Here is an 18,954-nt window from a genome sequence, read left to right as displayed (position 1 = left end):
CACCCACACCCCAAAGGGCGCAGATGGACGGGATAATAAATTGGCATTTGACAATCAAGTGCACACTATTGAGTTCTCAAGGACCAGACGCCCCCCGTACTCGCCAAAGCTTTCCGAAAGACAACCTGTCTTGCTTCGCACAGTTTCCTATGCTCGCTGCGCATGAAAAGGAACCGGCCGCTTCTGCGTCCGGCTCCGTCGCGCTGACAAGGGATTACATTACGCGGATGCCGGGGGCCCCGCAACATGGCGCAGGATCCCGGGCGTGTCACATGACCGATCCTGCCGCTCGTCCCCCACGGCCCGAACGCCGAGGGCCCCGGAATCTCGCGGATTCCCGGGCCCTCGGCGCGCACGTCCAGCGATTGAGGTCACCCCGCCCGACGGCTTCGCGCCGAGATCAGCAGCACCAGGCCGCCGAGGAACGCGATCCCGAAAGCACCCGCGACCGCCAGCCCGGTGCCGTCCGCGGCGCCCGTGACGGGAAGCGAACCGCCGGGCTTCGCCGTTCCGGCGCTCGTGCCGTTCGCCGACTGTGCGTTCGCGCCGCTGTGCGAACCGTTCGCCGAGCCGGACGCCTGAGTCGAATCCGACGCGTTCGAGCCGTCAGCCGAGCCGCCAGCGTTCGACCCACCAGCGTTCGCGGACCCTGAGGAGGTCCCATCGGCGGTACCGCTCGCATCGGCGCCCGCGGAAGATCCGGAATCGGCGTCGGCGCTCGCCCCGGTGTCCGGCTTCGCCGGCACCGAGACCGCGTCCGATGCGGGCGAGAGCGGAGAGTCCCCCACCAGGTTGTGCGCGGTCACGGTGGCGGTGTACTCCCCCGCGGGCACATCGGTGAAGCGGTGGCTCGTCGCGGGTGCCGCGACCTCGGCCACGATCGGTGCGGAGGCATCCGCGGCGACCGAGTCCGCGACCGCGGGCCGCACCGGATCCAGCCGGACGGTGTACCCGGTCACCGGGCGATCGCCGGAGGCCGGAACGTTCCAGCTCACGACCGCCTCGCCCGCCGCGGCGGTCACGGTCGGCGCAGCAGGTGCCACCGGCAGATTCGCCGCGCGGTACTCGAGCGCATACGCGATCTTGCCCGGCTTGGCGTCCGAGTAGGGCTTCGCCAGCTTGCTCCACTCGCCCTTGCCCTCGGCCTTGCCGTCGTTCCACTGCCCCAGCTTGCCCAACTGCGCCGCGGTGAAGCCGCTGTCGACGATCGCGCCGTCAGCCAGTCCGGTCTGAGCCGTGGTCAGCGCGCGCACCGTCGCCAGGTAGCTGGTGAAGTCGCCCCGATCCCACCCGGAGAGATCGACGGGCTTCGCGTCGCGCACCCAGGAGCCCCAGTAGAACTCCTGGAACGGCAGCGAACCGGAGGCGTACCCGATGTCGCGCCCGAAGTAGAGCACGCTGCGGTAGTTGTCGTTGCGGAAGTTCGCGAGTCCGACGTTCTTCGGAAGCTGCTCGGGAGTCACCGCGTCGCCCTCGGGGCCGCGCAGCCACGTCCACTTGTTCTCGATCATCTTCGCCCAGAACTGCTGCTCGTTCAGCGAGCTCAGGTTGCCCAGCACTCGGAGCCGCACGTGCAGGTCGAGCCCGCCGTCCGGCGTCTCGGCGAAGGAGGTGAGCGTGTGGTGGCCGTCGGTGAGGTAGAGCGAGCCGCCCGGGCCCACCACCACGGTCTTCATCGGTGCGATCGTATCGGCGGTCTCGGCGCCCAGCGCCACCGTGCAGGTGAAGCTCGTCGGATCGTCGAGTCGCGCACCCGGCTTCGCGCCGGCCACGTCGCCCTGGCCGTTCGCCTCGCACCAGTCGCCGAACTTCTTGTTGATGGCGTCCTTGCCCACTGTGTAACGACCGAGCTTGTAGAAGACCTCGTCGTAGCCGAGCGCCGGTTGGGTCGGCCGCACGTCGCCGATGCGCACGTCGACCAGGTCGCCGGCCTGCGCCCCCGTGTAGTCGGCGGCCTGCGCCGGCTGCGGGGGAACGGTCAGCGTCGCGACCGCTCCCAGTCCGAGCGTTCCGAGCAGCAGCGCGGCCATCAGCGTCCGCGATCGTTGCGGGAGAGTACGGGGCACGGGGTTCCTTCCGGGTCGTCGCGCAGCACAGCGCACTGCAACTCCTCGATCATGGCGAGCGAGCATGACCCCGGGATGACGCGGAGGTGAACGCGCGGGGTCGATCCGGCTCAGAGGAGACGCCGAAGCTTCCTGCGGCGGACCGGTGCTTAGATGGTCGGGTGAACGAACGCCCCGCGCAGACTCCCCCGCCCTCCCCCGCCGACTTCGGCTTCACCGTCGACCATCGGCTCGAGACCGGCGGAGCCTCGGGGTCCGACGGTCGGCCGCTCGGCCGTGCCGGCACCATCAGCACCCCGCACGGCGAGATCCAGACCCCGGCGTTCATCCCGGTCGGCACCAAGGCCACCGTCAAGGCGCTCCTGCCCGCGACCGTGAGCGAGCTCGGCGGACAGGCCGTGCTCGCCAACGCCTACCACCTGTTCCTCCAGCCGGGCAGCGACCTCGTCGACGAGGCCGGCGGGCTCGGCCGGTTCATGAACTGGGACGGACCGACCTTCACCGACTCCGGCGGGTTCCAAGTGATGTCGCTCGGCGTCGGCTTCCGCAAGGTCATCTCGATGGCCGAAGCCGAGCACGCCAGCGCCGAGGTCATCGCCGAGACCAAGGATCGGCTCGCGCACGTCGACGAGGACGGCGTCACCTTCAAGTCGTTCATCAATGGCGATACCCACCGTTTCACTCCCGAGGTGAGCATGCGGATCCAGCACCAGCTCGGCGCCGACATCATCTTCGCCTTCGACGAGTGCACGACGCTGCTGAATACGCGCCCCTACCAGGAGGATTCGGTCGCCCGCACCGAGCGCTGGGCGGTGCGCTGCCTCGACGAGCACGCGCGGCAGACCGCCGATCGCGCCCACCGGCCCTACCAGGCGCTCTTCGGCGTGGTGCAGGGCGCGCAGTACGAGGATCTGCGCCGCCAGGCCGCCGGCGGGCTGGCCCGCCTGACCGGCGCGGAGGCGACCGGGCAGCGCTTCGACGGCTACGGCATCGGCGGCGCGCTCGAGAAGTCGCAGCTCGGCACCATCGTCAGCTGGGTCTCCGACGAGCTGCCCGAGGACAAGCCGCGGCACCTGCTCGGCATCTCGGAGCCCGACGATCTCTTCGCCGGAATCGCGGCCGGCGCAGACACCTTCGACTGCGTCGCCCCCTCCCGGCAGGCGCGCGGCGGCACCATGTACTCGAGCTCGGGCCGGATCAACGCGAAAGCCGCGGCGCAGCGCCGCCGCTTCGAGCCGCTGGATCCCGAGTGCGACTGCTACACGTGCGAGAACTACACGGCCGCGTACCTCCACCACCTCTTCAAGGCGAAGGAGATGCTGGCCTCGACGCTCGCCACGATCCACAACGAGCGCTACATCGTGCGCATGGTGGAGCGGATCCGGCAGAGCATCATCGACGGCGACTTCGCCGAACTGCGCGACGAGACGCTCGGCCGTCTCTACGGGCCGGAGTTCGCCCGCACCGCCGCCGCGGCCTGGAACTGAGCGGCGGCTATTCCGCCGGACGTGCCGCCGCGCGATCCTCCGCGCGGCGCACCCAGCGGATAACCCGGGTGGTGACGGGCAGCAGCACGACCTCCGCGAGGCACTTGACCAGGTAGCCGAGCACCACGTACATCACGAAATCGAGCCCGGTGATGATGCCGGCGAAGGCGATCGTGCAGAAGAGCAGGGTGTCGGCGAACTCGCCGACGAGCGTCGAGACGATGAGCCGGGAGCGCAGGAACCGCCCCTTCGACCGCCGGTGCATGAGGTCCATGACCCAGGCGTTGAGCAACTGCCCGGCGAGGAAACCGGTGAGGCTCGCCAGCACGATGCGCGGCACGAAGCCGAGCACCGCCTCGAACGCCGTCTGGTTCTCCCAACCGGAGGCCGGCGGGGAGACCTGCGTCGCGAGGATCGTCAGCGAGGCGAGCGCCGCGAGGGCGAACGCCGTGAAGATGGTGCGTCGCGTGGCTTTGAGCCCGTAGACCTCGGCGAGCACGTCGCCCAGCACGTAGGCGAGCGGGAACAGGAACACGCCGCCGTCGAAGACCAGCGGTAGGGCGAAGTCGCCGAACGGGATCGCGCCGAAGGCGATGGGCTTCACCGCGACCACGTTCGAGATGAGCAGGATACCCGCGAAGATCGTCGAGATGGTCGCGTAGCGCGCACCCACCGCGGCACCGCGCGCACCCGGCGTCAGATACCGCGAGGAATCCTCGGATCCCGGTGCCCGCTGCTCCACCCGCTGCTCCGTCTCAGTCATCGATCTTCCCTACGCCCAGTGCGCCTCGAATGAGGTCCATGTTCAGTTTCGCAGCCACCTGCGCGCCGTTCCCGGCGGCGATGATCAGTTGTTGGGGCCCCGGCGGCACGATGTCGCCCGCGGCGTACACCCCGCGGATCGAGGTCTCGCCGCGCTCGTCGACCCGGATCAGCCCCCAGTCGTCGCGCTCGATCGCCTGCTCGCCGAGGAACTCGACGGGCGCGTGCCAGCGGGGGCGGACGAACCCGCCCACACGCGGGATCACGGTCCCGTCGGTGAGCCGGACCCCGGTCATCTCGGCCTTCTCGCCCACGATGTCGTCGATCGCGCGGCGCTCGACCCGGATCCCGACGGCGGAGAGCTGCGCCTCCTGCTCGGGCCGCACGGTATCGGCACCGTTGGTGAAGACGATCAGGTCGGAGCTGAAGCGGCTGATAAGCAGGGCCCGCGCGAAGACGTCGCTCGTCTCGCCGATGAGCGCGAGCGGCTTGTCGGTCTTCTCGAAGCCGTCGCACTCGACGCAGCTGTGCAGCGCCGTGCCGTAGTAGGCGCGGATCAGCGGGAGCGCCGGCAGATCTTCGGTGAGCCCGGCCGCGATCAGCACCCGTCGTGCGAGGAACTCGACGTCCGACGCGCCCCGAACCCCGGTGCCGCGCACGCGGAACCCGATCCCGTCGGGGAACCCGGTCGCCCGGGCCTCATCCGGAGCGAGCGGTTGCACCTCGCGGGTCATGACCTGCGCGAAACGGGCCGTCGGGTAGCGCTCGAACTCCTCGCGCCCCAGCCGCCGAAGCTCGAGCGGCGGAGCGCCGTCCCGCGTGAGGAAGCCGTGCGACTCGAGGGTCGCCGAGTGCCGGGGCCGGTTGCTGTCGAGGATCGCGATCCTGCGGTTGGCCCGCACGAGCTGCAGGCCCGCCGACAGACCGGCCGGACCGCCGCCGATGACGGCGACGCCGATCGGAGCCTCGCCCTCGGTGCGATCCGGCGCGGTCATGACTGGGTCACTCCCCCGATGCGAGGCGGTCGGCGAGTCGGCGCAGCCGCGCCAGCGACTCGTCGCGGCCGAGCAGCTCGAACGATTCGAAGAGCGGCGGCGAGATGCGGCGGCCGGAGGCGGCGACGCGGAGCGCACCGAAGGCGATGCGCGGCTTCAGACCGAGCTCGTCGACGAGGGCGGTCTGCAGCGCGGTCTGGATCCGCTCGGTCGCCCACTCGGCCTCGGGGATCGCCTCGAGGGCGGCGAGGCCCGCCGAGAGCACCTGCGGCGCATCGTCCTTGAGCGACTTGAGCGCGTCCTCCTCGTAGACGAGCGCATCGCTGGTGGTGAAGAGGAAACCCATGAGCCCGGTGACCTCGGACAGCACCGTGACGCGGCTCTGCACGAGCGGCACCGCCGCGCGTACGATCTCGAGCTGCGCCGGGCTCGGCTCGACCGGCAGCGCCCCGCCCGCGATGAGGTAGGGCAGGATCCGCTGGCCGAAGTCGTCCTCGGAGAGCAGGCGGATGTGGTCGGCGTTGATCGAGTCGGCCTTCTTCTGGTCGAAGCGGGCGGGGTTCGGGTTGACGTTCTCGACGTCGAACGCCGCCACCATCTCGTCGCGCGAGAAGACATCGCGGTCGGGCGCCAGCGACCAGCCGAGCAGCGACAGGTAGTTGAGCAGGCCCTCGGGGATGAATCCGCGGTCGCGGTGGTGCAGCAGGTTCGACTCGGGATCGCGCTTCGACAGCTTCTTGTTGCCCTCGCCCATGACGTAGGGCAGGTGGCCGAAGCGCGGGATCGCCTTCGCGACGCCGATCTCGACGAGCGCGTGGTAGAGCGCGATCTGGCGCGGCGTCGACGACAGGAGGTCTTCACCGCGCAGCACGTGGGTGATGCCCATGAGCGCGTCGTCGACCGGGTTGACGAGCGTGTAGAGCGGGGCGCCGTTGGGGCGCACGACGACGAAGTCGATGGTGGAACCCGCCGGGAAGGTGATGTCGCCGCGCACCAGGTCGGTGAACGAGAGATCGACCTCGGGGACCCGGAAGCGCAGCGCGGGCTGGCGGCCCTCGGCGCGGAACGCGGCCCGCTGCTCGTCGCTCAGATCGCGATCGAAGTTGTCGTAGCCGAGCTGCTTGGGCCGACCGGCGGCCTCGTTGCGCGCGTCGATCTCCTCTGCCGTCGAGAAGCTCTCGTAGAGGTGCCCGGCCTCGACCAGCTGCGCGATGACGCCCTGGTAGATCTCGCCGCGCTGCGACTGGCGGTAGGGGCCGTCGGGTCCGCCGGCGTCGATGCCCTCGTCCCAGTCGAGCCCGAGCCAGCGCAGGGAATCGATGATCTGGCCGTAGCTCTCCTCGCTGTCGCGAGCGGCGTCGGTGTCTTCGATGCGGAAGACGAAGGTGCCGCCGGTGTGCCGGGCGTACGCCCAGTTGAACAGCGCAGTGCGGACCATGCCCACGTGCGGGGTGCCGGTGGGCGACGGGCAGAAGCGGACGCGGACGTCGGCGCCGGTCGCAGTGGAAAACAGGGGTTCACGGGTCTCAGACATCGTCGCTCAGTCTACCGGGTGCCGCCGGGTTGCGGGGCTCGACCGGGGCCGGCCGTGCCCCGGGATCGCAGTGCCAGCGGGACCGCCGCGATGGCGCCGATCGCCAGCATGAGCGCCGAGACCACCGCGAGGAACGGGAAGTCGCCGACCGCGAAGACGAGCCCCGAGAGCGCCCCGGCGACGGCGCCCGACGCGCTCATGAAGGTGTCGGATCGGCCCTGCCAGCGCGGCCGTTCGGCCCGCGGGGTGAGCTCGGTGAGCAGCGCGGCGCCCGCGACCGTCACGGCGCTCCACCCGAGGCCCAGCAGCACGAGCGCGATCTGCACGAGCACGTGCGAAGCGCCGGCGAAGTAGGCGAGCGCCGCGGAGCCGAGCAGGATCACGAGGCCCGTCGCCACCACCGGAATGCGTCCGATGCGGCTGGCCAGCAGGCCGAACACGGGCGACAGCGCGTACATGCCGGCGATGTGCAGACTCAGCGTGATCCCGACGATCTCAGGGGTGCCCTCGTGGTGCATGAGGTGCAGCGGAGTCATCGCCATGAGCGCGACCATGACCGCCTGGGCGATGGCGATCACCACGATGGTGAGGATCTGGGCGACGCGGTCGCCGCGGGCGGACCCGCCGTCGACGCCGATCGGCCCGGTCGGATCGGCCTGCGGCAGCGCTCGGGCGGTGAGCAGAGGATCGGGGCGCAGCCCGACCGCGTTGACGATCGCCGCGAGCACCTGCGCGATGAACGCGAAGACGAACACCCCGGCGAGCGGCGCGATGCCGAGCGCGGATCCGACCACGGCGCCCGGACCGATGAGGTTCGGGCCAACGACCGCGCCGACGGTGATGGACCACACGACGAGCGACAGATCGCGGGCCCGGTTCTCGGGACGCGCCAGGTCGGCCGCGGCGAATCGCGAGAGCAGCTGCACCGCGCTGGCGACGCCGAGCGCGGCGAGGCCTGCGGCGAGCACCCACCAGACCGAGATCACCGCGCCGAAGATGGCGACCAGCGCACCGAACATGGCGACGATGCTGCCCGTGACGAGCGCACGCCTGCGCCCATGCCGCATCGCGACGCGGGCGAGCGGGATCCCCGCCGCCGCCGCACCCGCGTTGAACACCGCGGATGCGAGTCCCGAGATGGCGTCGTTGCCGCTCACCTGCGCGAGCAGCAGGGCGCCGACGGACAGCGCCGCGCCGACGCCGAGACCGCCGAGCACGGTGCCGGCGGCCAGCACCCAGAGGGTGCGCCGCTGGATCCGTGCGACCGCGCCCGGGTCCAGGATCGCGCCAGCGTCCGGTGCCGCGCTCGAAGTCTGCTGCGTCCCGCCGCTCACGCGACGGACTCCAGCCCCCAGCAGGATCCGTCGACGCCGCCGAGCATGCGCTTCGCGAGGCGGACCTGCGGGCTCTCGTTGGCGGTGTCCATCGACACGAGCCCGATGGTGCGGGTGCGCGGGGGCACGATGGGCAGCGCGCACGCGTCGTCGGGCAGGGTGCGCGCCGCCGCGAGGGCGAGATCGGGCACCATCGCGACGGCTCCGCCGGCCGCGGCCATGGCGAGCATCGCCGGGACGTTATCGGTCTCCTGGATGATGTCCGGTTCGAAGCCGTGCTCGGCCGCCGCGGTGAGCAGGTGACCCCGGCACTTCTCGCAGCCGGCGATCCAGTGCTCCGCGGCGTACTCGCCGAGGTGCGCCTCGTGCTGCTCGCCCGCGCGCTCCTGCGAGACGACGAGCTTCACCTCCTCGCGCCAGAACGGCGTGAAGACGCTGCCGGCGGGGCGCTCCGCAGCGCCCGCGTAGTCGAAGATCAGGGCGCAGTCGACCTCGCCGTCGCGCAGCATCGCGACCGCGGCGGGCGGCTCGGCCTCGCGGTACTGCAGCGAGACGTCGGGGGCCTCGGCAGCGAGTCGGCGCATGACGGCGGGCACGATGGTCGCCGAGGCCGAGGGGAAACCGACGAGCCGCAGCGTTCCGCCGCGCTCCCCGCGCAGGTCGTCGATCGCAGCGAGCGCCGCGTCGATCTCGGCCACCACGGTGCGGCCGTGGTCCGCGAGGATCTGACCGGCGGGGGTGAGCCGGATCCCGCGCCCCTGGCGTTCGATGAGCGGAACCGCGAGACGGGTCTCGACCCGCTTGATGCGCTGGCTCACCGCCGGCTGGCTGAGCCCGAGGCTCGCCGCCGCCGCCGTGAGCGAACCCGTCGTGGCGAGGGCGTGCAGGATTCGGAGTTCGGTCGAGTCGATGGAGCCGAGCGGGTCGCCGGTGCGCTGCGTGGTCATGCCCAAGAGTATAAGCCAACGGAAACAAAAAGATAAGAAGCATTCTCTTTTCTTATGAAGCGGCGGCTCCTAGCCTGGCGGCATGACCGCGACGACCGCCCGAATCCCCGCCGACGCCTTCCCCGAGGTGCGCGGATACCTCTCCGCGTGCACCGGCGGACTGCCGACGCTCGAGACCGCCCGCGCCGTGCACGACACCATCGACGCCTGGTCCGCGGGTCGCCTCGATGCCCGCGCGATCGGCGGCCTCGTCGAGCGCTGCCGCGAGCACTTCGGCCGGATCGCCGGGGTCGACGCCGACCGTGTCGCGGTCGCCGGTCAGGTGTCCCAGCTGGTGTCGGTCGTCGCGACCTCCGTGCCCGACGGGGCCGAGGTGCTGTGCGTCTCGGGCGACTTCTCGTCGCTCACGCACCCCTTCGAGCAGCTCTCCGCCCGCGGCGTGCGAGTGCGGTACGCGCCGCTCGACCGCCTCGCCGACGCGATCCGCCCCGAGACCGCGCTCGTCGCGTTCTCGCTCGTGCAGTCCGCCACGGGCGCGATCGCCGATCACGCCGCCATCGGCGCGGCCGCGGAGGCGGTCGGCGCGCGCACGCTCGTCGACTTGACGCAGTCCCTCGGCTGGCTCCCGGTCGGCGCCGCCGGCTTCGACTTCACCGTCTGCCACGCGTACAAGTGGCTCTGCGCGCCGCGCGGCGTCAGCTTCCTCACCGTGCGGGCCGGACTCGACGACGCGCTCACCCCGATCGCCGCCGGCTGGTGCTCCGCCGACGATGTCTGGGCTTCCTGCTACGCCGGGCACACCCCGCTCGCCGCGGGAGCCGGGCGCTTCGATCTCTCCCCCGCGTGGCAGGCGATCGCGGGCGCCGAGGCCGCACTGCGCTTCTTCGCCGAGCTGGAGCCCGGGATCGCGCAGGCCCACGCAGTCGGACTCGCCGATCGTGCCCGCAGCGTGCTCGGTCTGCCGGAATGCGAATCCGCGATCGTGACCTGGGCGGACCCCGAGGGATCCGACCTCGCCGCGCTCACCGCGGCCGGCATCGTCGCCTCGGGCCGCGCCGGGAACGCTCGCGTCGCGTTCCACCTCTGGAACACCGAGGCGGATGTCGAACTGCTCGCGAGCGCGCTCGGGCGCTGAGCGAGCTACGCGGTCAGCGCCTCCGGGTGGACCTCAGCTCGCGGCGTCGGCGAACGCCGCGGCGTCCGCCTTGTCCTGCTCGGTGGCGACCAGCTGGCCGCAGGCCCCGTCGATCTCCTTGCCGCGGGTATCGCGCAGGGTCGTCGGGATCCCGGCCGCGTTGAGCCGGTCGACGAACTCGCGCGTGACCTCGCGGGTGGACGAGGTCCACACCGAGCCCGGGGTCGGGTTCAGCGGGATCGGGTTGACGTGCACCCAGCCGCGGCCGCGCTCGTTGAGCTTCTGCGCCAGCAGCTCGGCGCGCCAGGCATGGTCGTTCATATCCTTGATGAGCGCGTACTCGATCGAGACGCGCCGACCGGTCTTCTCGTAGTAGCCGCGCGCGGCGTCGAGCACCTCGTCGACCTTCCACCGGCTGTTGACGGGGATCAGCTCGTCGCGCAGCTGGTCGTCGGGCGCGTGCAGCGACAGCGCGAAGGTCACCGGGATGTCCTCGTCGGCGAGCTTCTTGATGGCGGGCGCGAGGCCCACGGTCGAGACCGTGATGCCGCGCGCGCTCATGCCGAGTCCCTCGGGCGACGGCGCGACCATGCGGCGCACCGCGTTCATGACCCGCTTGTAGTTGGCCAGGGGTTCCCCCATGCCCATGAACACGATGTTGTTCACGCGCTCGGGCTCCGCACCGTTGCCCGCCTCGCGCCTGCGGCCGAGGCCGCCCTCGGCGATCACGCGGTTCGCCTGCACGATCTGGTCGAGGATCTCGGCCGTCGACATGTTGCGGGTCAGGCCGGCCTGGCCCGTGGCGCAGAACGGGCAGTTCATGCCGCAGCCGCACTGGCTCGAGACGCAGAGCGTGATGCGGCCCGGGTAGCGCATGAGTACGGATTCGACGAGCGCACCGTCGAACAGGCGCCAGAGGAACTTGATGGTGTCGCCGTCGTCGGTGACGAGGCGCTTCACCTCGGTGAGGAGCGGCGGGAAGAACGCCGCCGCGATCTCCTCGCGGCGGTCCTTCGGCAGGTCGGTCATCTGCTCGGGATCGGTGGTGCGGTGCTCGAAGTAGTGCTTCGAGACCTGCTTCGCACGGAACTTCGGCAGGCCCATCAGGGCGATCTTGGCCTCGCGCTCGGCGAGCGTCATGTCGGCCAGGTGGGTGTCGGGCTGCTTCACGCGAGGCGAGGCGAACTGCAGCGTCGGGCGACCGTCGGGCCCGGTCAGCTGCGTCCAGCCCTCGGTGCGCGGACGCGTCTGCGGGCGCGCCGCATCGCCGTCGGCACGGGGCCGCGTCTTGATCAGGCGGGGCGCGTCGGCGTCGTGGTTCAGCTTGTTGGGATCCATCGCCGTCTATTGTCGCATCCTCCGGGCCCGGTGTTCGCAGACGCGCCACCGAGCCCGGCTCGACGGATCAGCGCACGGTGTTGCGCAGCACCCCGATGCCCTGCACCTCGACCTCGACGGTGTCGCCCGGCTCGAGCCGCCCGACGCCCGCGGGAGTCCCGGTGAGGATCACGTCGCCCGGCAGCAGGGTGAACGCCTGCGAAGCGTGCGCGATGATCTTCGGGATCGAGTGGATGAGGCCCTTCGTCGAGGCGCTCTGCCGCACCTCGCCGTTGACCCGGGTCTCAACCCGCACGTCGGCGAGATCGAGATCGGTCTCGATGACCGGGCCGAGCGGGCAGAACGTGTCGAAGCCCTTGGCCCGCGCCCACTGGCCGTCGCTGATCTGCAGGTCGCGCGCGGTCACGTCGTTCGCGCACGTGAAGCCGTAGGCGTACTTGAGCGCCTCGGACTCGGGGACGTCCTTCGCGATGGCACCGATCACGACGGCGAGTTCGCCCTCGTGCTCGACGCGGTCGGAGATCGACGGGCGCACGATCGCGTCGTCGGGGCCGATCACCGAGGTGTTCGGCTTGAGGAAGAGCAGCGGTTCCTCGGGCGCCGCGCCGCCGATACCGGTGACGCCGGCCATCTCGGCCACGTGGTCCTGGTAGTTCTTGCCGACGCAGACGATCTTCGACCGCGGGATCACGGGGGCGAGCAGCTTCACCTCGTCGAGGCGGAACCGGCGACCCGTGGTCTCGTACCCGGCCACCATGGGATCGGCGACGAGCTCGACGAGCTCCTCGCCGCCGCCGTGCTCGGCCTCGTCGAAGACGCCGAAGGTGATGGCGTCGTCGGTGCGGAAGCGCGCGACCCGCATCAGGCGGCCGCCCCGGCGCTCGCGGGAACCACTTCGGTCACCCAGCCGAAGGGATCCTCGACCGTGCCGAACTGGATCCCGGTGAGCTCCTCGCGCAGCGACATGGTGAGCTCGCCCGGCGCGCCCGCACCGAAGTCGAGCAGGGTGCCCTCCTCGCCGATGAGTGCCTGGATCGGGGTGATCACCGCCGCGGTGCCGCAGGCGAAGGCCTCGGTGATGCTGCCGTCGGCGACGCCCTCGCGCCACTCGCGCACGGTCACGTCGCGCTCCTCGACCCGGTGCCCGCGCGCCTCGGCGAGACGGATCAGGCTCGACCGCGTGATGCCGTCGAGGATGTTACCGTTGGTCCGCGGGGTGATGAGCGTGCCGTCGGCGCGCACGATGAAGAGGTTCATGCCGCCGAGCTCGTCGATCGTGTCCTCGGTGGCTGAGTCGGTGAAGAGCACCTGAGCGCAGCCGTTCGCGGCGGCGATGCGGGTCGGCAGCAGCGAGGAGGCGTAGTTGCCGCCGCACTTCGCCGCCCCCGTGCCGCCGCGGCCGGCACGGGCCAGGTCCTTCGACAGCCAGATCGACACCGGCTTCACGCCACCCGTGAAGTAGGCGCCGGCCGGGCTCGCGATGATGAGGAAGCGCGCCTTCTGGGCGGCGCGCACCCCGAGGAAGCTCTCGTCCGCGATCATGAACGGGCGCAGGTAGAGGCTCTGGTCGGCGCCCGAGGGCACCCAGTCGGCGTCGACGTGCAGCAGCTCGTTCACCGCAGCCACGAACAGCTCCTCGGGGAGCTCGGGCAGGGCGAGCCGATCGGCGCTCGTGTTCAGGCGCCGCGCGTTGGCGTCGGCCCGGAACGTGACGATCGACCCGTCGGGACGGCGGTACGCCTTGAGCCCCTCGAAGATCTCCTGCCCGTAGTGCAGCACCGACGAAGCCGGATCCACCTGCAGCGGCCCGTACGGCAGGACCTCGGCATCGTGCCAGCCCGCGTCGACGCTCCACGAGATCGAGACCATGTGATCGGTGAAGTGGTTGCCGAAGCCGGGGTCGGCGAGGATCGCCTCGCGCTCGGCGTCGGGCAGTCGATCGGCTTCGGTGCGGGTGAATGCGAGAGCGGTCATGTGCGTGCTTTCTCCTGGAACGGGTGCTGAGTCGTAACCGGCGGCGCTAGGCGCGGGCCGGGAGCTGCGCGATCACCGCGTCGCCGACGGCGGTGGTCGAGCGCGGTGCGTCGCCGCGATCGGTGGCGCCGGCCAGATCGGATCGCACCGCTGCGCGGATGCGATCGCCGTCTGCGGCGAGACCGAGGTGGTCGAGCATGAGGGCTGCGGAGAGGATCGCCGCGGTCGGGTCCGCCAGCTGCTTCCCCGCGATGTCGGGAGCAGATCCGTGAACGGGCTCGAACATGCTCGGGAACGTGCCGTCGGGATTGATGTTGCCGCTGGCTGCGAGCCCGATGCCGCCGCCGATGGCGCCGGCCAGGTCCGTGAGGATGTCACCGAACAGGTTATCAGTCACGATCACGTCGAAGCGCGACGGGTTCTGCACCATGTGGATCGTCGCGGCGTCGACGTGCATGTAGTCGACCGCGATGCCCGGGTGCTCGGCCGCGACCGCCTCGACGATGCGCTGCCAGGTCGCGCCGGCGTGCACGAGCACGTTGGTCTTGTGCACCCAGGTGAGCGTCTTGCGCGGACGGCTCTCGGCCACCCGGAACGCGTAGCGGACGACGCGCTCGATGCCGTAGGCCGTGTTGACCGACACCTCGGTCGCGACCTCGGCGGTCGTACCGGGACGCAGGCGTCCGCCGTTGCCCGCGTAGGGGCCCTCGGTGCCCTCGCGCACCACGACGAAGTCGACGTCGCCCGGGTTCGCGAGCGTCGAGATCACGCCCGGCACGAGCGCGCAGGGGCGCACGTTGGCGTAGTGGTCGAAGTCGAAGCGCAGCTTGAGCAGCAGTCCGCGCTCGATGTTCGCAGCCTTCAGACGGGGGTCGCCGGGGACGCCGCCCACGGCGCCGAACAGGATCGCCTCGTGCTCGGCGATGGCCGCCTGCTCGGCCTCGGGGAGCGTGTCGCCCGTCTCGAGGAAGCGCTCGGCGCCCAGCTTGAACTCGGTGCGCTCGAGCACGACGTCGCCGCCGTCGAGCACGGCGTCGAGCACGCGGTTCGCCTGCTCGATCACCTCCGGTCCGATGCCGTCGCCGGGAATCACTGCCAGCTTGATGGTGCGGGTCACTCGGGCTCCTTCGTCTCCCTCGTCGGCGCGCGCCGAAATGCGCGGCTGCAAGTGGCATCCAGCCTACTCCCGGCGGACCCCGGCTCGCGCCGCGCGGGCACTCCAATCCTCACGGGCCGCGCTAGGCTGGGGCGGTGCCGTCCCGCGCGGCACGCGCGCGAGTGGCGGAATTGGCAGACGCGCTGGATTTAGGTTCCAGTGTCTTCGGACGTGAGGGTTCAAGTCCCTTCTTGCGCACCACCGATCGGTCGGGTTACTCCTGGCGGCGCCCGCGAACCGGCTCGATCGAGAGCCCCCGGCGTTTGAGCACGGCGGTCAGCACGCCGTCGCCGTCGACGAGCGCCCCCGAGTGGGTGCCGTCGTAGATGGTGCCGCAGCCGCAGGACGGGCTGCGCCCCTGCAGCAGCGCCCGCTCGATGCCGTGACGCTCGACGATCTCCGCGACCGCCTCGGCGCCCGCGACGAACGGCGCCGTCAGATCCTCGCCGTCGATGCTCACCACCCGTGCCGTACCGCGCAGCACGTCCTCCCCGTCGCCCCCGACGATCTCCGCGGCGGGACGGGGCGTGGGCAGATCCCCCAGCTGCTCGGCGCACGCGGGGATCGCGCGCCCCTCGCGGACCGCCTCGATCACCGCGTCGTCGGGTCGCGCGCGAGCGTCGTAGCGGCAGGGGATGCCCGCCAGGCAGGAGCTCACGAGGATCGGCGCATCGCTCATCCCCTCATGCTAGCCGGGCGGACCGAAGCGTCCCTTGACCTTCCCGCGCACCGGCGGAGAATGGTCGGAGAGCGGAAGGAGACGCCGATGTCACCCGAGACCCCGCCACCGGCCATGCCCTCGGTCGTTGACGACGAGACCTGGCGGCGCGAGCTGGCCGAGCTGCGCCTCCGCGAGAAGGCCGCGACGCGCGAGCTCGACGCCATCGCCGCGCAGCGCCGCAGGCTACCCATGGTCGAACTGCCCGACTACACCCTGCAGGGCGCCGGCGGCCCCGTGCGCCTCGTAGACCTCTTCGACGGGCGTTCCCAGCTCATCACCTACCATCACATGTGGTTCCCGGACTCCGAGTGGCAGTGCGGCGGATGCACGTCCTTCACCTCGCAGTTCACGCGCTTGGAGTTCCTGGAGCCCTAAGACGCGCGTTTCGTGATCGTGACGCAGGGCCCCATCGACGAGGCCCTCGCCTATCGCGACCGGGTCGGGAATCGGATGGAGTGGTATTCGACCGCCGGCAGTCCGTTCGGGGCGGACGTGGATGCCCCGGCGGGCGGCGGTTTCGCACTCAACGTGTTCCTCCGCGACGGCGACACGGTCTACCGGACCTGGTCGACGACGAGCCGCGGCGTCGAGCAGGTCGCCCACACCTTCCCGCTGATCGACGTGCTGCCGCTGGGGCGGCAGGAGGAGTGGCAGGACTCCCCCGCGGGGTGGCCCCAGGGGCCCACCTATGCCGGGTGGCTCGGGTCGGAGGACGTCGCCCGGCTCTACGGGCCGGGGACCGGCTCAGCATCCTGATGATCCCGCGCGGGACCGAGACCCGCGGCTCCCGTCCGATAGCCCCCGCGCTCCCTCCGGTCCCGTCCGAGCGCGGGGAGGTAGCAGAGCGCCCCCAGCAGGCTGAACGCACCGGCGACGACGGTCGCCGTCGCGGCTGAGGTGGACGCGGCGAACCCCGTGAGCACGAGCAGGCCGATGCTGTACGCGCCGCCCGAGATCATCGAGTTGAGCGAGAGCACGGTCGCGCGGGTCGTGCGGCCGGCTTCCCGGTGCAGGAGCGCCGCGTGCACCGGTCCGCCCGAGCCGTGGGCGAGATAGGTGAGACCGTAGGCGATGAGGATGCCGATCACGCCCGCCGAGAGGCCCATCCACACGACGAACGCCCCGTTGAGGAGCCGGCTGAGGATCGCCGTCCAGGCCGGGCCGAAGACCGCGGAGAGGCGCTCGGCGAGGATCGACCCCACCGCGTACAGCCCCCACGCGGCGGCCGATGCCGGGCCGAACACCGCGGCCGCATCCTGCTCGCTTCCGAGCAGCTGTTCCAGTTGCAGCGGGGTCAAGGTCTCGAACGCGATCATCGCGACCGACCAGAAGACTTCGACCAGCAGCAGTCCCGCGAGGACGCGGGATCGGAGTGCGAGCCGAGCACCCTCCGCGATCGTGCGGGGCGTGTCACGCAGAGTGCGCGTCACGGCGGCCAGCGGATGCCTGGGCGTCCGGCCCGCGGTACGCGAGCCGTCATGGCCCGGCCCCGGTGCGTCGCGCACCAGCACCAGCACCAGCACGACGTATGCGGTGTAGCAGAGGATCGCGAGCAGCAGCGGGGGCACGAGCGCTGACCCGGCGGGGATCGGATGCCATGCGATGAGTCCGCCGCCGAGGAGCGCACCGATCGCGATGGCGCCGCCGAGCGCCGCACCCGCCCGACCCAGCGGCCGGGCGAGGTTCGCGTCCGGGTCGTGCGCGTGGGCGGTGTCGACGAACCAGGATTCGAGCGCGCCGGAGTCGAGCGCCCGGAACACGCCCTGCAGCAGTAGCGACAGCGCGAACACGCCCCAGGAGTCCGCGAGCAGGAAGAGCGTGCTCGCGGCGATCGCGAGCACACCCGAGGCCACGAGCACGGGCCGGCGGCCGATCGTATCGGAAAGCGCCCCGGTCGGGAGTTCGAGGGCGAGGACGACGAAACCCTGGATCGCGAGCAGGCCGCCGATCTCGGGGACCGTCAGTCCGCGTTCCAGCGGGAGCAGCACGGTGACGCCCAGCACGAATCCGACCGGCAGCCAGCGCAGCCCGGTGAGCAGGATCAGGCGGCGCTCCGCCGCCGCGACCGGGTTCATGGTCACTCCTCGCTCGCGCTGCCGCCTTCGACGGCGACCGGCGGGCTCGGGTCGATGGGCATCGTCTGTTCGACGAAGTGGAGCCGCCGAGCGCCGGGATCGCCCTCGCCGGCCGCCCGGTACTTCTCGAGGAGCGCGTCGAGCTCCGCGCGGAAGGCGGCGAGCTGCGCGGGGGTGACGACCAGGAGCGAGTCGCCGTGCCCGAGGAGGTCGACCCATTCGGCCGGCCACTCGGGTTCGGCGTCGAGCCACTGTTCGGCGCGCACCGCGAACTGCCGCACGTAGTCGCGCCGCAGCCACCCGAGTGCGGCCTGCGCGTCGTCGTCGCCCGCGAAATCGGAGTTGGTCCAGGAGTGCGACTCGGTGCTCGCCGCCCACAGGCGTCGACGCCCGGCGCCCTCCCCCGTATCGGTGACCAGTCCGACCGTCTCGAGCGCACGCAGGTGGTAGCTCGTGGCGCCCGTGTTGGTGCCGAGCGTCTCGGCGAGCCGAGTCGCCGTCGCGGGCCCGTGCAGGCGGAGTTCGCCCAGCAGTCGGGACCGGAGCGGGTGCGCGAGGACGCGGACGGCGCGCTCGTCGAGGTGCAGGTCGCGATGGGTCTCGGGTTCGGTCATACCCCGATCCTCGCATGCACCCTTTCTATGCACAAGTATTGTGCATAGTGATCACACCTCGCCGATCACTCCCCATCCTCATCGTTCTCCGCCCAGTCCGCTCCGTCGAGCGAGAGCTCCGCCGCCATGTCGTCGAGGAAGCGGATCACCGTTTCACGCTCCTCGCTCGTGAGCCGGGCGGCAGCGTGGAATCGCTTCGACTGCTGACGCCCCACCGTCTGCATGGCCGAGGCCTCGGTCTCGCGCGTCACCTCGATGGCGAAGGCCCGTCGGTCGGCCGGGTGCACGTTGCGCACGATGTGGCCGCCCCGCTCCAGGCGGTTGAGCAGCTTGGTGGTCGAGGCCGCCGAGATGCCGAGGTGCGCGGCGAGCATACCGGGGGTCGCCACTTCGGCCCGGTTCTTGGCGACGATCAGGTAGTGCAGCGCCCGCATGTCCTGCCCGCTGAGCCGCATGTACTTCTGCGAGGCGTCAGACACCCGCTGCTCGACCTCGCGCAGAGCGGACAGCGAGGCCATGAGCCGACCGATCTGACCGATCGCCTCGGGCGGCAGACCGGATCGGTCGACCAGTTCGCTGCGCGGATCGCTCGAGTCGACCTCGTAGAGGCTGGCGGCGATCGGGTCGGACGGGACCTCGTCGCGTTCTTCGGACATGGCGTCATCCTAGTGTTGCGCTGATGAGGACATCAGATTAAATTACACCCAGGGAAACTATCAACCGAGAGATATCGATTTGACGGAGATGATCCAAGTGAAGCAGCAGCACGACCTCCGCACGGCCACCTCGGACCCCTCCGGCTCGGCGCCCCAGCGC

At 71.0% G+C, this 18,954-nt stretch carries 16 protein-coding genes, 1 tRNA gene and 1 pseudogene; 4 read left to right on the top strand and 14 right to left on the bottom strand.

Going from position 1 to position 18,954, the window contains the following annotated elements; translation table 11 throughout:
- Positions 1 to 371 precede the first annotated feature (371 nt).
- On the bottom strand, positions 372 to 2,066 hold the full coding sequence (locus BMH31_RS04930; RefSeq protein ID WP_199068314.1) for a ParB-like protein: 1,695 nt from the start codon (positions 2,064 to 2,066) through the stop codon (positions 372 to 374).
- A 161-nt stretch (positions 2,067 to 2,227) separates the two neighbouring features.
- On the opposite strand from BMH31_RS04930, the gene tgt reads away from it, so the two are divergent.
- Positions 2,228 to 3,553, top strand: a complete 1,326-nt coding sequence (tgt, locus tag BMH31_RS04925; RefSeq protein WP_099724191.1) for a tRNA guanosine(34) transglycosylase Tgt — start codon at positions 2,228 to 2,230, stop codon at positions 3,551 to 3,553.
- A gap of 7 nt (positions 3,554 to 3,560) precedes the next feature.
- Here the strand turns inward: tgt and BMH31_RS04920 are convergent, their stop codons facing one another.
- Genes BMH31_RS04920 through BMH31_RS04900 form a run of 5 tightly spaced genes read right to left on the bottom strand, consistent with a single transcriptional unit; the run spans position 3,561 to position 9,125 of the window.
- The gene (locus BMH31_RS04920) at positions 3,561 to 4,316 is read right to left on the bottom strand and encodes a queuosine precursor transporter (protein ID WP_099724192.1); all 756 of its coding nucleotides are present in this window, start codon (positions 4,314 to 4,316) and stop codon (positions 3,561 to 3,563) included.
- Positions 4,309 to 5,310, bottom strand: coding sequence for an NAD(P)/FAD-dependent oxidoreductase (locus BMH31_RS04915; protein WP_099724193.1), 1,002 nt, complete (start codon positions 5,308 to 5,310; stop codon positions 4,309 to 4,311). The genes BMH31_RS04920 and BMH31_RS04915 overlap by 8 nt, the downstream gene beginning before the upstream one ends.
- A 7-nt stretch (positions 5,311 to 5,317) precedes the next feature.
- On the bottom strand, positions 5,318 to 6,844 hold the full coding sequence (gltX, locus tag BMH31_RS04910) for a glutamate--tRNA ligase (protein WP_099724194.1): 1,527 nt from the start codon (positions 6,842 to 6,844) through the stop codon (positions 5,318 to 5,320).
- A gap of 11 nt (positions 6,845 to 6,855) precedes the next feature.
- Entirely contained in the window at positions 6,856 to 8,178 is a 1,323-nt protein-coding gene (locus BMH31_RS04905) for an MFS transporter (protein WP_241898136.1), read from the bottom strand.
- Positions 8,175 to 9,125 (bottom strand): LysR family transcriptional regulator, encoded by a 951-nt coding sequence (locus BMH31_RS04900; protein WP_099724195.1) that lies wholly within the window; start codon positions 9,123 to 9,125, stop codon positions 8,175 to 8,177. Before BMH31_RS04900 ends, BMH31_RS04905 begins: the two co-directional genes overlap by 4 nt.
- Positions 9,126 to 9,207: 82 nt before the next feature.
- Between BMH31_RS04900 and BMH31_RS04895 the strand changes: the two genes are divergently transcribed.
- The gene (locus BMH31_RS04895; RefSeq protein WP_099724196.1) at positions 9,208 to 10,260 is read left to right on the top strand and encodes an aminotransferase class V-fold PLP-dependent enzyme; all 1,053 of its coding nucleotides are present in this window, start codon (positions 9,208 to 9,210) and stop codon (positions 10,258 to 10,260) included.
- A 33-nt stretch (positions 10,261 to 10,293) separates the two neighbouring features.
- Here BMH31_RS04895 and rlmN read toward each other — a convergent pair whose 3' ends face one another.
- From rlmN to BMH31_RS04875, 4 genes are all read right to left on the bottom strand, one after another.
- A complete protein-coding gene (rlmN, locus tag BMH31_RS04890; RefSeq protein ID WP_099724197.1) occupies positions 10,294 to 11,598 on the bottom strand; it encodes a 23S rRNA (adenine(2503)-C(2))-methyltransferase RlmN in 1,305 nt (434 codons plus the stop codon).
- A 67-nt stretch (positions 11,599 to 11,665) separates the two neighbouring features.
- A complete protein-coding gene (locus BMH31_RS04885; RefSeq protein ID WP_099724198.1) occupies positions 11,666 to 12,460 on the bottom strand; it encodes a fumarylacetoacetate hydrolase family protein in 795 nt (264 codons plus the stop codon).
- Positions 12,460 to 13,572, bottom strand: a complete 1,113-nt coding sequence (locus BMH31_RS04880; RefSeq protein WP_099724199.1) for a branched-chain amino acid aminotransferase — start codon at positions 13,570 to 13,572, stop codon at positions 12,460 to 12,462. Before BMH31_RS04880 ends, BMH31_RS04885 begins: the two co-directional genes overlap by 1 nt.
- Positions 13,573 to 13,618: 46 nt before the next feature.
- Entirely contained in the window at positions 13,619 to 14,689 is a 1,071-nt protein-coding gene (locus tag BMH31_RS04875; RefSeq protein WP_099724200.1) for a 3-isopropylmalate dehydrogenase, read from the bottom strand.
- A 155-nt stretch (positions 14,690 to 14,844) separates the two neighbouring features.
- Here BMH31_RS04875 and BMH31_RS04870 point away from each other — a divergent pair.
- Positions 14,845 to 14,929: transfer RNA gene (locus BMH31_RS04870), tRNA-Leu, on the top strand.
- A 13-nt stretch (positions 14,930 to 14,942) separates the two neighbouring features.
- Here BMH31_RS04870 and BMH31_RS04865 read toward each other — a convergent pair.
- Positions 14,943 to 15,407, bottom strand: a complete 465-nt coding sequence (locus tag BMH31_RS04865) for a DUF523 domain-containing protein (RefSeq protein WP_099724201.1) — start codon at positions 15,405 to 15,407, stop codon at positions 14,943 to 14,945.
- An 87-nt stretch (positions 15,408 to 15,494) separates the two neighbouring features.
- On the opposite strand from BMH31_RS04865, the pseudogene BMH31_RS04860 reads away from it, so the two are divergent.
- A pseudogene (locus BMH31_RS04860) lies at positions 15,495 to 16,205 on the top strand (DUF899 family protein).
- Here BMH31_RS04860 and BMH31_RS04855 read toward each other — a convergent pair.
- The 3 genes from BMH31_RS04855 to BMH31_RS04845 all read right to left on the bottom strand — a co-directional run bounded on the left by BMH31_RS04855 (position 16,175) and on the right by BMH31_RS04845 (position 18,794).
- A complete protein-coding gene (locus BMH31_RS04855; protein ID WP_099724202.1) occupies positions 16,175 to 17,524 on the bottom strand; it encodes an MFS transporter in 1,350 nt (449 codons plus the stop codon). The pseudogene BMH31_RS04860 and the gene BMH31_RS04855 overlap by 31 nt on opposite strands.
- Before the next feature lie 2 nt (positions 17,525 to 17,526).
- Positions 17,527 to 18,138 carry a helix-turn-helix domain-containing protein gene (locus BMH31_RS04850; protein WP_099724203.1) on the bottom strand — a complete coding sequence of 204 codons (612 nt, stop codon included), beginning with the start codon at positions 18,136 to 18,138 and terminating at the stop codon, positions 17,527 to 17,529.
- Positions 18,139 to 18,203: 65 nt separating this feature from the next.
- A complete protein-coding gene (locus tag BMH31_RS04845) occupies positions 18,204 to 18,794 on the bottom strand; it encodes a MarR family transcriptional regulator (RefSeq protein ID WP_099724204.1) in 591 nt (196 codons plus the stop codon).
- Between the last annotated feature and the right edge of the window lie 160 nt (positions 18,795 to 18,954).

Source organism: Leucobacter sp. OLIS6, assembly GCF_002752355.1.
Classification (GTDB): Bacteria; Actinomycetota; Actinomycetes; order Actinomycetales; family Microbacteriaceae; genus Leucobacter.
This window is presented reverse-complemented; position numbering and strand designations above follow the sequence as displayed.